Origin of the sequence: Alcanivorax limicola, assembly GCF_019931215.1 — a bacterium.
GTDB classification, from domain to species: domain Bacteria; phylum Pseudomonadota; class Gammaproteobacteria; order Pseudomonadales; family Alcanivoracaceae; genus Isoalcanivorax; species Isoalcanivorax limicola.
In genome coordinates this window covers 48,243-61,281 of record NZ_JAIOUB010000004.1, presented here as the reverse complement: position 1 = coordinate 61,281, position 13,039 = coordinate 48,243, and the positions used below count along the sequence as shown (strand labels likewise).

Below are 13,039 nucleotides of genomic sequence, written 5' to 3'. Positions count from 1 at the left end.
TACAACTAAGACTGGTCAGTCACGCCATAATCCCCGTCATATCGACGGAAATACCCGCGTGTTCAGGTGAGTCAGAAAGCGCTCCGGGCTCATTTCACCGAGGACGCGGCTGTCAGCGACTTCTTCGCCATCAGCGGCCAGAAAGACCAGGCTGGGCAGGCCGAAGATGTTGTAGTCCGCCATGATGGCCTGATTGTCCCGGGTAATACGCGTGACGTCCGCGCGCACCAGCAACATGTCGCGGCCCTGCATGGCTGCCAGTACGTCGGCGTCACTGAGTGTGGTCTCTTCCAGCACCTTGCAGGCGACGCACCACTCGGCAAAGAAATCCACCAGTACCGGCTGGCCCGCTGCCTGCGCGTCGCGGAGTACGGACTGCAGTGCTTCGCGCCCCGTGACGTCGACGAAGTCATAGTGTCCCGCTGGCGGATGCCGAATGCCTTCCTCGTTACCTTCGGTGGTCGGCGTGCCCGCCGCGGACCCTGTGGCGGCAGATGACGTGGTGGATGACGTGTGGCTCAACGGCTGCCAGGGGTCCGTACCGCCGCTGGCCGCGCCCACCACCATAACGGCGCCGTACAGGGCCAGCACCAGCGCCAGGCCGCGCTTGAGCCGGCTGCTGTCGCCAGCAGGTTCCAGTGCGCCCAGCTGCACCCCGTAGACCGCCAGCAGGATGCCGTAAAGCCCCAGCGTGACGCCCGGCGGAATGATGCGGTCCAGCAGCCAGATGGCCACACCGAGCATCACGACGCCGAAGAAGCGCGTGATGTCTTCCATCCAGGTGCCCGCGCGAGGCAGCAGATGGCTGCCGCCGGTGCCGAACAGAATCAGCGGTACGCCCATGCCGAGTGACAGGGCAAACAACGACAGGGCGCCGGTCGCAGCGTCACCACTGCTGGCCACGTACAGCAGCGCGCCGGCAAGAATCGGCGTCACGCAGGGCGAGACCACCAGGGCAGAAATGCCCCCCAGCAAGGCTGCGCCGCCCAGTGAGCCTTGCCGCCGATGGCTGCCCGCAGTGCTGAGACGGTCCCGGAGAAAGGCGGGCAGCTGCAGGCGGAAGACGCCGAACATGCCCAGCGCCAGCACGATGAAGATAACGGCGGAGGTAATGATGGCTGCGGGTTGTTGCAGCAGATATTGCAGGTTCAGGCGTGCCCCGAAGACGGCCACCAGCAGCCCGGCAAGGGTATAGGGCACGGCCATGCCCAGCACATAGGCGCTGCTGAGCAGGAAACCGCGCCGGGCAGTAGGGTGCGATTGCCCGGCAATGATGCCGGAGAGAATCGGCACCATGGGGAACACGCAGGGTGTGAACGCCAGGAGCAAGCCGCCAGCAAAGAACAGCAGCGTCACCATGATCAGATTCTGATCACCCATCCAGCGAGAAAAGGCGCCGGCATCCTGAGAGCCCAGGGTCCCGAAAAAGCTGCCTTCGCTGCGGGCGCCTGGCGCCTCCGCGGGCGCACCGAATGCCAGGTTCTCCGCGCTGACAAACGTCAGCGGCAGCTCCCGGGTCAATGGCGGGTAGCACAACACATCCTCGATACAGCCCTGGTAATCCACCTCCAGCACTGTCTCGGTGAGCGGGATCGAGGACAGGGGCAAACTCAGGTTCAGCATGCCGTAGTACACCTGCACCCGCCCGAACAGCTCGTCATCCTTGAGAGTGCCGTCAGGGACCTCGAAGTCGGCAAAGTCTTCGATCAGATTGCCGTGGGTATCCCGCAGGCGGAAGGCAAAGCCGTGCTGATAAAGATAGACGTCATCAACGACGTCAAAGGTGAGATCGATGGCCTGGTTCTCGAGATCGGCCGAGGCATTGATGCGGATCGCCTGCTCTGCGGTCGGCAGGTCGTTGCCACCGCCACCAAACAAGCTGCTGCCGCGGTCATCGCGCCCCAGCAATGCGCTGGCAGGGGAGCACAGGACCAGCATCAGCAGCGCGGTCAGCAGATAGCCGATGCGGCGGGCAGGCATGGCCAGAGACGAGGGGCGGGCGCTTTGGGTCATCAGCAAGCAGGTCATCCGGTCAGATCCGGTCAGAGTAACGTTTGAGCAGCAAGGATATCAGAGACACTGTGAGTCTGCTGTGTGGCGATTGGCCGCATCTGCCAGTGATCAACGACTGCAGGTACGCTACAGTCTTGCACTGTGGCACTCTTGCACTGTGGCACGCCGAAACGCGGAGCGGGGAGAATATGAACAAGCGTTTTCATCATTTGCGGACCCTGCTGCGCAATGCGCATGTCTGGGCCATCCGTCGCGGGCGCCACGTTATCCCCGGTGTGCTCGGTGGCTTGCTGTTGTTGAATATCCTGCTGGGTTGGTACTGGAGTCGGGAGCCGGCCCTGCCGGAGCTTGCGCTACCGGCGGAGCCGGTGGCAGGTGAGGCCATGACCATGGCGCTGGCGGATGTCATGAGTACCTTGCTGGACAAGCGCGGTGGTTATCTCAGCAATGACATACTGCCGCACCGCTTGTGGCTGGATAATATGCCGAACTGGGAGTACGGCGTGTTGACCCAGGGGCGCGATCTGGCGCGGGCGTTGCATCGGGACCTGGGGCGCAAGCCCGGGCGAGAAGATGTCGACCTGGCGATCGTGTCACCGCAATTCAATTTTGACCATAAAAGCTGGGCCATGCCGTCCACCGAGGGCGAGTATCGCCGCGGTATCCGGGCGCTGGAGCGCTATCTGGCGCGGCTGCAGGATGCGGAGGACGACTCGGCTGCTTTCAACAATGCGCCGGCCAATCTGGATTACTGGTTGCGAGAGGTGCAGGAGCGTCTTACGGAGCTCAGTCGCCGGCTGTCCAACAGCGTCGGTCGGCCTTTGCCGGAAGCGGGTCTGCTGGATCAGGATGATGCGCCATTGACCCGAACGCCGTGGCGTGAGGTAGACAATGTGTTCTATCAGGCAAGGGGGAGCAGTTGGGCCTTGTTGCATCTGTTGCGCGGCGCGGAGATCGAATTCGGGCCGTCACTGACCCCGGAGGGTCGCATTCACCTGCGCCGGGCCATGCATCAACTGGAATATACCCAGGCGCCGATACGCAGTCCGCTGATTCTCAATGGCTCGGGGTTTGGCATTTTTGCCAATCATTCATTGGTGATGGCGAATCACATTGCCGGTGCCAACCTGTCTCTGCGCGAGCTGCGCGATACGCTGAACTGAGTTTCCCGGTGGCGACAACGCATTACGGGGCCAGACAGGCCCCGTAATGCGTTGCAGTGGTGCGCGAGATCAAAGATCGTTCTTGTAGGCGGCTACTGACTTGGTGATTTCCCGACGTGCGGCGTCAGCGTCATCCCAGCCGTCCACCTTGACCCATTTGCCGGGTTCGAGGTCCTTGTAGTTCTCGAAGAAGTGCTCGATCTGCTGAACCAGCAGTGCCGGCAGGTCGGTGTATTCATGCACATCCTTGTAGGCGGCAGTCAGCTTGTCATGGGGCACGGCCAACAGCTTGGCGTCCTGTCCGGATTCGTCGCTCATGTTCAGCACGCCCACGGCGCGGCAGCGAATCACGGCGCCGGCCATCACCGGATAGGGCGTGACCACCAATACGTCCAGCGGATCGCCATCTTCAGACAGGGTGTTGGGGATAAAGCCATAGTTGGCCGGGTAGAACATGGGCGTTGCCATGAACCGGTCAACCACGATGGCGTTGCTGTCCTTGTCGATCTCGTACTTGATCGGTGAGGCGTTGGCGGGAATCTCGATGACGACGTTGATGTCGCCCGGAAGGTCCTTGCCGGCGGGAATCTTTGCGAAATCCATGATAGCTGTGGCCCGATGCAGTTACTGATGGCGCAGGATTATAGCAACCCTGCGCCATATGTGGCCACCCGACCTTTTGGGGGGCTCTGTTGTGTCAGTCCCTGCCGCCAGGCGTCAGCGCTCCCGCTGGCCCGGCGCGGCGGCACCGCTACCGGCGCGGGCTTCATGCCGTGCCGTCTGGGCGGCCAGCTGCTCGGACACCTTGTTCACCGACCCGGCGAAGCGCGCCAGCAGGTTGTACAGGACCGGGATGATGAACAGTGTCAGCACGGAGGCAAACAGCAGCCCCCCGAGAATCACCATGCCGATTGCCGCGCGGCTTTCGGCACCCGCGCCGGTGGCCAGCACCAGCGGCACGGCGCCGAAGATAGTGGAGATGGTGGTCATCAACACCGGGCGGAAGCGCAGGGTGGCGCCCTCGATGATGGCATCACGCACGTTCAGGCCGCTGTCGCGCATCTGATTGGCGAACTCCACGATCAGAATACCGTTCTTGGCCATCAGCCCCAGCAACATGATCATGCCGATCTGGCTGTAGGTGTTGAGGGTGATGCCCGACATATACAGCGCCAGCAGTGCGCCGGTAATGGCGAGCGGCACGGACAGCATGATGATCATCGGGTGGATCCAGCTCTCGAACTGCGCCGCCAGGACCAGGAAGACAATCAGGAAAGCGAGGCCGAAGGTGATGTAAATGGCACTGGATGCCTCGACGAACTCCCGGCTCACGCCACGGTAGCTGACCCGTGCCTCTGCGGGCAGATGCTCTGCGGCCTCGGCGTTCAGATAGCGCAGGGCAGAGCCCATGTCATAGCCTTCGGCCAGCGTGGCGCTCAGGGTAATGGCCGGCAGCCGGTCCACCCGGCGCAGCTCCGGCGGTGCGCCGAATTCGCGCAGCTCCGCCAGTGCATTCAGCGGCACCAGATCGCCGGCGCCGGTGCGCAGGAAGTAATTCTGCAGATTGTCAGGGGTAGCACGCTTGCCATCTTCGGCCTGGAGAATGACGTCGTATTCGCGCCCCCGGTCGAGATAGCGCGTCACGACGCGGGAGGCGAGCATGGATTGCATGGTGTTGCCGATATCTTCGGCGGTGATATTCAGATCCGCCGCCCGCGCCCGATTCATGTCGACACCCAGCTGCGGCTGCGTCACTTCAAAATTGATATCCGGGTTGATCAGGCTGGGGTTCTGACGGGCCCGCTCAAGCAGAATGTTGGCCCACTCCTGCACGGACGCATAGTCCGGCCCGCCGATGACGAATTGCAGGGATGCGTTAAAGCCGCTTTGACCCAGCCCCGGCGGATTGATGGCGAAAGAACGCAACCCCGGTACGGAACGCAACAGGGGCGCGACCTCGGCAACGATTTCCTGCTGCGTGCGATCGCGCTCGCTCCAGTGTTTGAGCCGCACGATGGTAAAGCCGCGTTCGACCTGACCGCGAAAGCCGACAATGGACAGCACGCGCTCGGCTTCGCCGCTTTCCACCAGGGGCTCCAGCAGCGCCTGGATCTTGCGGGTGTGGTGTTCGGTGTAATCAATGCTGGCGCCTTCCGGGGCCACGCTGTTGATGATGAAGACCCCGCGATCTTCAGTGGGGGCCAGCTCCTGGGGCAGCTGCGGAAAGATGGCCGCAGCCAGCATGATGGCGGCGATGCCCACGGCCAGCACCACCAGCGGTGCATTCAGCGACGTCAGCAGCAGCGAGCGATAACCACGGTTCATACGCTCGAACATGCGCTCGCTCCACTCCCACAGGCGCGAGTGTTTGCCCTCGTCATCCCGTGCCGGGTGCAGCCATTTCGAGCACAGCATCGGTGCCAGACTCAGGGCCACGAAACTGGAGACGATCACTGCTGCGGCCAGCGTGAAACCGAATTCGGTAAACAGCCTGCCGATATTGCCGCCCATGAAAGACAAGGGCACAAACACGGCCACCAGCGTCAGCGTGGTGGCGATAACAGCGAAAGCCACCTGGCGGGCACCGCGGTAGGCCGCCACCAGAGGCGGCTCGCCATCATCAATACGACGCTGGATGTTTTCCAGCATGACGATGGCGTCATCTACCACCAGGCCAATGGCCAGAATCAGCGCCAGCAAGGTCAGTACGTTGATGGAAAAATCGAATACGCCCAGTGCCATGAAGGCGCCGATGATCGACACCGGAATGGTCACGGCCGGAATAAGGGTGGCGCGCACCGAGCGCAGGAACACGAAAATCACCAGAATCACCAGCGTCATGGCGATGCTGAGGGTGATGATCACCTCGCGGATCGAGGCACGAATGAAGATGGATTCGTCGTAATTGACCGCCAGGGAAATCCCCGCTGGCAGATTCGGGCGGATATGCGCCAGCTCTGCCTGCACCAGGTCAGAGATTTCCACGACGTTGGATTTCGATTGCCGGATGATACCCAGCCCGATGGCCTGCTGCCCGTTGGTGCTGAGGCGGCTGCGATCATCCTCTACGCCGCGTTCGACCCGGGCAACTTCGCCAATACGGATGGGGAAGTCGCCCTGCCGGCGAATCACGATGCCGGCGAAGGCGTCCGGATCATTGAGGCGGTTGTCCGCACGCACGGAAAACTCCCGGCTGCTGGATTCCACCCGCCCGGCGGGCAATTCGATGTTGTTGGCACGCAGCGCGTTTTCCACATCGGCAACAGTGACCTGCCGACTGGCCATGCGTTCCGGGTCCAGCCAGATGCGCATGGCGTAGCGGCGCTCGCCGCCGATCAGGACTTCAGCCACGCCGGTGAGCACGGACAGCCGGTCGGCCAGATTGCGCTCGGCAAAATCCGTCAACTGGTCCGGCGTCATGCGGTCACTGGCCATGGTGACCCACATCATCGGCCGGGCGTCGGAGTTGGCCTTGGCCACAATCGGTGGGTCGGCTTCATCGGGCAGGCGATCGAGAATGCTGGCGATGGCGTCGCGTACGTCGTTGGCGGCGTTGTCGACGTCGCGACCGCTTTCGAATTCGATGGTGGTGCGGCTGGAGCCCAGGCGGCTGCGGGACTCCATCGAGCGAATGCCGTCCACGGCGCTGATGGCGCCCTCGATGAGCTGGGTGATTTGTGTGTCGATGACTTCCGGGGCGGCACCGATATAGCTGGTGGCAATGGAGACTTCCGGTGGATCGATATCGGGGTATTCACGTACTGGCAACTGCAGTGCTGCGGCGATGCCGAACACCACGATCAACAGGCTCATGACCGTGGCGAATACCGGGCGCTTGATGGAGACATCGGAAAGAATCATATCAACCTTCCGCGCGTTGGCCGTCACGCACGGTGACTCGTGCCTCCGGGTCGTCCAGCAACTCGACGCGATCACCGGCGCTCAGGCGCGTTTGACCGGTAATTACCACCTGGTCGTCAATCTCAAGACCACTGAGCACTTCTGCCTCGCCGGGAAGCCGCACGCCCAGGCGCAGGGTGCGCCGTTCTACCTCGTTATCACCCACCACCACGAACACGTACTGCTCGTTGCCCTGGGTCAGCAGCGCTTCTTCGGGCACCAGCAGTGTCTCGCGCTCACGAAAACGCAGTGACACGCTCATGAACTGGCCCGGGCGCAGGCGTCCCTCATTGTTCTCGATGGCGGCTCTGATCTGCAGGCTGCGGCTGATCGGGTCTACGCGGGTGCCCAGCTCGGTGACTTCGCCGGTGAAAGTCTGCCCGAGAAAGGCGTCGCTGCGGGCCATGACCTGCTGGCCCGCCTCCAGCTGGCTGATGAAACGTTCTGGCACCGAGAACACCAGCTCGATCGGCGAGACGCTGTCGAGGGTGCTGATCCGGTCCCCGGCACGCAAGAAGGCGCCCTGGCTGATCTCGCGGATGCCGATGACGCCGTCAAAAGGTGCGGTGATGGTGTGATTTTCCAGCACAGTACGGGCGGATTGCACGCGCGCTTCCGCGACCTGCACGGCGGATTCCAGTTCATCCACGTCGGCGCGGGAGATGCTCTGGCCGCTTTGCAGACGGCTGGCGCGATCAAATTTGGTCCGGGCATCCCGCAGCTGAGCCTGGGCGACGCGCAGCTCTGCCTGGGCCTGACGATCATCCAGTGTCACCAGCACCTGGCCGGCCTCGACCTGCTGCCCTTCACTGAAGTGCAGGCGCAGGACCCGCGCATCCACTTCGCTGGTGACGATGATTTCGTCCCTGGCGGCGGTGGTGGCGACCGCGTTGACGCGATCCTCGACATGGCCCAGGCGCGGGCTGGCGACATTTACGGGAGTCTGCCGGGCACCCTGGCGTTGCTCCGGAGGGCTGTCGCCCTGGCCAAGCAGGTACCAGCCAATGCCGCCGCACAGCAACACCGACAGGGCAATGCCCGCTTGCTTCTTCATGTGTTTCTCCACCAGGAAAGGTCGTCAGGAAATACAGTATCAACGCATCATGATCGTGATATTAACGCATGGGAGTGTGAATGCGGGGGTGTGACCTGCGTCCCGCAGCGTGGGTTCCTCATTGTTTGCATGATTGGACGGGCATACATGACGGCTTTGAATTGAGGATCGCGCCGCCGGTATATCGCCTTCAGTTATAACAAGATGCCTTTTTATTCTTTTGCCTTTGCCTGCCAGCCGGGTACCTTGCGCCTTTCATCCAATAGTCATCCTCAATAGTCACCCTGCGCAGGGAGCCCCCATTGATTGCCGAATCGCTCCAGCCCCTGGTTGTCGGCCTCATCCTGTTGGGCCTGTTTGCCGCCTTTGTGCGCGAATGGTTCAAGCCGGACGTGGCCGTGATGATCGCCGTGGCGTTGCTGCTGGGCCTGGGGCTGCTCAGCAGCGGTCAGGTGCTCAGCGTCTTCAGCAACAGCGCGCCGATCACCATCGCCTGCCTGTTCATCATCAGCGCGGCCTTGCAGAAGACCGGTTGCGTTGATCGGCTGGGTGACTGGCTTGGTGTGATGGCGGGCAAGAGCGAGGCCAGCCTGCTGCTGGCGCTGATGCTGGTCGGGGTGCTGGTGTCTCCCTTCATCAACAACACGCCGGTGGTGATGGTGTTGATGCCCGCCGTGATTGCTCTGGCCAGCAAGCACAATATTGCCCCGTCGCGGCTGCTGATTCCGCTGTCCTACGCGACCATTCTCGGTGGTCTGATCACCATGGTCGGGACCTCCACCAATATTCTGGTGGACGGTGTGGCCCGGGATATGGGGCTGGCGCCGTTCGGCATGTTCGAGATCACGGCCCCGGCGATTGTCATGGCGCTGCTCGGCTGTGTGATGATCTTCTTCCTGGCGCCGAAACTGCTGCCCTCCCGGGAGACCCTGGCCCAGCAGTTCACCGGCAGTGGTGATCGCACCTTCATGTCAGAGCTGTTCGTGCCAGAAGGGTCACGCCTGGCCGGCCGCACATTGAAGGAAGCGCGGCTGAGCAACGGCACCATCGCGGTGCTCAAGCTGTTTCGCGGTGACGAGGCGCTGACCTCGCCGCCATCGGGCACGCGCCTGCAGGTTGGTGACAAGGTGGTGGTGCACAGCCAGAGTGCTGACATGGTCGAGCTGCGCGGCACCGATCTGATCAGTCTGCAGGCGGGCGCGGCGATACCCGAGAACAAGGATCTGGAGACATTGCGTCGCCAGGATGCCGTGATCGTCGAGGCGATCGTCGGGCCCACCTCACGCTATGTTCAGCGGCCGATTCGCGACCTGGATCTGGCGGCCCGGTATGGCATTCATATCATCGCCGTGCACCGCCAGGATGCCAGTATCGGCGAGATTGTGGACGATTTTCAGCTGCAGTTCGGTGATGTGCTGCTGGTGGAGGGCACCCGCACCCAGATCAAGCGCTTCTGCGAAAACGGCGACCTGTTTGCCATCACGGATGGCAAGGCGCCCACCAACCGCCAGAGCAAGGCGCCGATTGCCATGGCCACGATTATCGGTGTGATGGTGCTGGCGGCATTCAAGGTGATGCCGATCGAAGGGCTGGCGCTGATCGGTGCTGCCATCGTGGTCGCCACCGGCTGCGTGCGCTCGGAAGAGGCCTACAAGGCCATCGAATGGCCGATCATCATCCTCATCTTCGGCATGCTGGCGGTGAGTATCGCCATGCGGGAATCCGGGCTGGCGGACATGCTGGCCGGGCTGCTGGTCGGCTGGGGCGGCGGGCTGTCGCCCTGGATGATGCTGGCCATCGTTATTCTGCTCACCTCCATCGCCACGGAAATGATCAGCAACAACGCAGTGGCCGTACTGTTCACCCCGGTGGTGATTGCGGTGGCCCAGCAGCTGGGTGTGGACCCGCGCCCGTTTGTAGTGGGGGTGATGTTTGCCGCCAGTGCCAGCTTCGCTACGCCTATCGGCTACCAGACCAATACGCTGGTCTACAGCGCCGGGAATTACCGCTTTACGGACTTCGCCCGCCTGGGCATTCCCATGAATCTGCTGGTCTGGCTCAGTGCCTGTGTGCTCATTCCGCTGTTCTGGCCCCTGAATCCGGTATAACGTGCCGCCCCCGTGATCGGTTACCATGGGCCAGGAGACGGATTGCTCGGGGAGCACGGGGATGACCAGATTACTGCTTTGCATCATGCTGCTGTCAGTAGGGCTGGCCCAGGTCCATGCCCATGCCAGTGGCATCTACCGCTGGGTGGATGAGCAGGGGAATGTGCATTTCTCCGACGAGCCCGGCGGCGGCAATGCGGAAGTCATTACCGTTGAGCCGCAGACGCTGCCGTTTGTGCCTGCCCCTGCGCGCTCCCCGCGCAGCACGTCTGCGACCGCCGGGGCGCCACTGATCATGTACAGCGCAGAGTGGTGCGGCTATTGCACCCGTGCGCGCAATTATTTTCGCAGCAACAACATTCCGTTCATCGAAAAGGATATCGAGAAATCCGACCAGGCCCGCCGCGAACACAAGCAGGCCGGTGGCAGGGGCGTGCCGTTGCTGGTGCGCGGCGATGCAAAGCTGAACGGCTTTTCCGAACAACGTTTTGAACAATGGTTCAGGTCTAACTGATGACAGATAATTCCGAGCAGGACAGCACTGATAACAGCACTGATATTGGTGCCGGTACAGGTGCTGGTACTAGGGTCGATGAAAGCATTGATAAAAGCGTCCGCAGTAGTGTGGAAACCGGCGACGCCGGCACGGCCGCTGAGGCCGATGCGCCGGATTTTGTAGCGCTGAAGGTGCATGAACGGCTGCTGAAAGCGATTGAGGCGGAGGGTTTTTCTGCGCCCACACCGGTACAGCAGATGGCTATTCCGCCCGCGCTGGCAGGGCATGATCTGCGTGTGACCGCACAGACCGGCAGCGGCAAGACCGCTGCTTTTGTATTGCCCATGTTGCAACAACTGATTGAAAACCCGGATTATCAGGCCGGCACCCGGGCATTGATTCTGCTGCCGACCCGTGAGCTGGCGCGGCAGACACTGAGCCAGGTGGAAAAGCTGGCGCGCTTCACCTTCATCAAGGCAGAGCTGGTCACCGGCGGCGAAGACTTCAAGGTCCAGGCGGCGAAGATCCGCAAGAACCCGGATATCCTGATCGGTACCCCGGGGCGGTTTATCGAACACCTCACCGCCAACAATCTGGATTTCAGCGAGCTCATGTTGCTGGTGCTGGATGAGGCGGATCGCATGCTCGACATGGGCCTGAACGAAGATGTATTGCGTCTCGCTGCGCTGTGCAATCCCGCGCGCCAGACCCTGCTGTTCTCGGCAACCCCCGGACCGAGTTCCATGGCGGATGTGGTGGCGGCGGTGCTGCGCGACCCGAAAGAAATTCGCGTTAACCGGGTCCAGGATCTGAACGAAAAGACCCGCCAGCAGATCATCACCGTGGACGACATCGCCCACCGCGAACGCCTGACGCAATGGTTGCTGGCGAACGAAACCTACGACAAGGCCATCGTCTTCACCAACACCCGTGAGCAAGCGGATCGGCTGGGTGGCTATTTGCGCAACCCGTCCATGAAGCTTTATGTATTGCACGGTGAGAAAGACCAGAAAGAACGCAAACAGGCGCTGGATCGCCTGCGCAATGGTGATATCCACGTGCTGGTGGCCACCGATGTGGCGGCGCGTGGGCTGGATATCTCCGGCCTCGACCTGGTGATCAATTTCGACATGCCACGCAGTGGCGATGAGTATCTGCACCGCATCGGCCGCACCGGCCGCTTTGGCAGCGAAGGGCTGGCCATATCGCTGGTGGCAGCGCATGAGTGGAATCTCATGTCCAGCATCGAACGCTACCTGCGCCAGCAGTTCGAGCAGCGCATCGTCGCGGCACACCCGGGCAATTACAAAGGCCCGAAAAAACTCAAATCCTCAGGCAAGGCGGCGGGCAGCAAAAAGAAAAAGCTGAAGAAGAAAGCGGCGGCCGCCAAAAAAGCACCGGCAAAGAAAGCGGCAGGCAAAAAGCCCGCAGCGCCGGATCTCAAAGGCGGCTTTGCCACACCGAAACGCAAACCCACCGCCTGACAGAGGAGGGCCCTGATGCGAGCACAACGCAGCCTGGCCATCCTCTCCTGGGCGGCGCTCACGGTCGCGCTGCTCAGCGCCTGTGTCGCGGCCCCGGCCCACGATGATGCGGAATTCGACGCAGACGTTGCCGCATCACATGATGATCGCACGGCGCCGCATGACGGCTATCATGACGCTTATGTCGTGCGCCATCGCTTGCACACCGGCCTGGCGCTGTCCGCCGACCTATTGGCGGATACGCCGCTGGCCTTTGTGCTGGACCTCCCCGAACCGGCGGACTATTACGAGATTGGCCTGGGGGACGAGGTCTACTACCAATTACCGCGTGCGGGCACCTCGCGACTGCGCCGCAATGCCCTGGCCGCCCGCGCCATGCTGCTGCCTACTCGCGCAGTGATGCAGGTCATGCCATTGAGTGCCCACCCGGCAGAATTGCCGCACACCGATATTGCGCCGTTGGCGCTGACCTCGGCCCAGCTGGCATCGCTTGTGGATGCGATGGTGGCAACCTTTGCGGATACGGATGTTGAAGCGGCGTGGGCAGGGGAGCGGCCGCGACAATGGTTCTTCAACAGCCATCGCCGCTTCTGGTTGCGCTACACCTGTAACAGCTGGACCGCGAACGCGCTGACGGAGGCTGAACAAGCCAGTTGGGTTGTCGCGCCGATTCGCGCGAGTGCGGTGATGCGTCCGTTCAATGCGGAGTGATGCGCTCGCAGACAGTGGCCGATCGCTGACACAAACCATGCGGTTTGGCTGACATATCTTTCAGTGATGGCTGATACCGGCGGGGGTGGCGCCCATGGGATGCTTATCCC

Annotated in this window: 9 protein-coding genes; 5 read left to right on the top strand and 4 right to left on the bottom strand. The window is 62.1% G+C overall.

Translation table 11 applies throughout. The annotated features are described in order from the left end of the window. Positions 1-36: 36 nt before the first annotated feature. Positions 37-2,028, bottom strand: a complete 1,992-nt coding sequence (gene dsbD, locus K8B33_RS13100; protein ID WP_223427281.1) for a protein-disulfide reductase DsbD — start codon at positions 2,026-2,028, stop codon at positions 37-39. A gap of 173 nt (positions 2,029-2,201) precedes the next feature. Here dsbD and K8B33_RS13095 point away from each other — a divergent pair, with 173 nt between their 5' ends. Next, on the top strand, positions 2,202-3,176 hold the full coding sequence (locus tag K8B33_RS13095; protein WP_223427278.1) for a DUF2333 family protein: 975 nt from the start codon (positions 2,202-2,204) through the stop codon (positions 3,174-3,176). Positions 3,177-3,245: 69 nt separating this feature from the next. Here the strand turns inward: K8B33_RS13095 and ppa are convergent, their stop codons facing one another. From ppa to K8B33_RS13080, 3 genes are all read right to left on the bottom strand, one after another. Continuing rightward, positions 3,246-3,779, bottom strand: coding sequence for an inorganic diphosphatase (ppa, locus tag K8B33_RS13090; RefSeq protein ID WP_223427277.1), 534 nt, complete (start codon positions 3,777-3,779; stop codon positions 3,246-3,248). 114 nt (positions 3,780-3,893) lie between these two features. After that, positions 3,894-7,037: an efflux RND transporter permease subunit gene (locus K8B33_RS13085; protein WP_223427276.1), complete on the bottom strand. Its 3,144-nt coding sequence runs from the start codon at positions 7,035-7,037 to the stop codon at positions 3,894-3,896. Position 7,038: 1 nt separating this feature from the next. Next, the gene (locus tag K8B33_RS13080; protein WP_223427275.1) at positions 7,039-8,130 is read right to left on the bottom strand and encodes an efflux RND transporter periplasmic adaptor subunit; all 1,092 of its coding nucleotides are present in this window, start codon (positions 8,128-8,130) and stop codon (positions 7,039-7,041) included. Positions 8,131-8,432: 302 nt separating this feature from the next. Between K8B33_RS13080 and K8B33_RS13075 the strand changes: the two genes are divergently transcribed. The 4 genes from K8B33_RS13075 to K8B33_RS13060 all read left to right on the top strand — a co-directional run bounded on the left by K8B33_RS13075 (position 8,433) and on the right by K8B33_RS13060 (position 12,929). Next, positions 8,433-10,238: an SLC13 family permease gene (locus K8B33_RS13075; protein WP_223427274.1), complete on the top strand. Its 1,806-nt coding sequence runs from the start codon at positions 8,433-8,435 to the stop codon at positions 10,236-10,238. Positions 10,239-10,299: 61 nt separating this feature from the next. Then, a complete protein-coding gene (locus K8B33_RS13070) occupies positions 10,300-10,752 on the top strand; it encodes a glutaredoxin family protein (protein ID WP_223427271.1) in 453 nt (150 codons plus the stop codon). Next, positions 10,752-12,218 (top strand): DEAD/DEAH box helicase, encoded by a 1,467-nt coding sequence (locus tag K8B33_RS13065; RefSeq protein WP_223427269.1) that lies wholly within the window; start codon positions 10,752-10,754, stop codon positions 12,216-12,218. The genes K8B33_RS13070 and K8B33_RS13065 overlap by 1 nt, the downstream gene beginning before the upstream one ends. A gap of 15 nt (positions 12,219-12,233) precedes the next feature. Next, positions 12,234-12,929, top strand: coding sequence for a DUF2459 domain-containing protein (locus tag K8B33_RS13060; RefSeq protein WP_223427268.1), 696 nt, complete (start codon positions 12,234-12,236; stop codon positions 12,927-12,929). The last annotated feature ends 110 nt before the right edge of the window (positions 12,930-13,039 follow it).

Excerpts from the sequence above, each read along its gene's own strand:
- ppa (WP_223427277.1), bottom strand. The coding sequence starts at position 3,779 with ATGGATTTCGCAAAGATTCCCGCCGGCAAGGACCTTCCGGGCGACATC.
- K8B33_RS13080 (WP_223427275.1), bottom strand. The coding sequence starts at position 8,130 with ATGAAGAAGCAAGCGGGCATTGCCCTGTCGGTGTTGCTGTGCGGCGGC.
- K8B33_RS13085 (WP_223427276.1), bottom strand. The coding sequence starts at position 7,037 with ATGATTCTTTCCGATGTCTCCATCAAGCGCCCGGTATTCGCCACGGTC.
- K8B33_RS13095 (WP_223427278.1), top strand. The coding sequence starts at position 2,202 with ATGAACAAGCGTTTTCATCATTTGCGGACCCTGCTGCGCAATGCGCAT.
- dsbD (WP_223427281.1), bottom strand. The coding sequence starts at position 2,028 with ATGACCTGCTTGCTGATGACCCAAAGCGCCCGCCCCTCGTCTCTGGCC.
- K8B33_RS13070 (WP_223427271.1), top strand. The coding sequence starts at position 10,300 with ATGACCAGATTACTGCTTTGCATCATGCTGCTGTCAGTAGGGCTGGCC.
- K8B33_RS13060 (WP_223427268.1), top strand. The coding sequence starts at position 12,234 with ATGCGAGCACAACGCAGCCTGGCCATCCTCTCCTGGGCGGCGCTCACG.
- K8B33_RS13065 (WP_223427269.1), top strand. The coding sequence starts at position 10,752 with ATGACAGATAATTCCGAGCAGGACAGCACTGATAACAGCACTGATATT.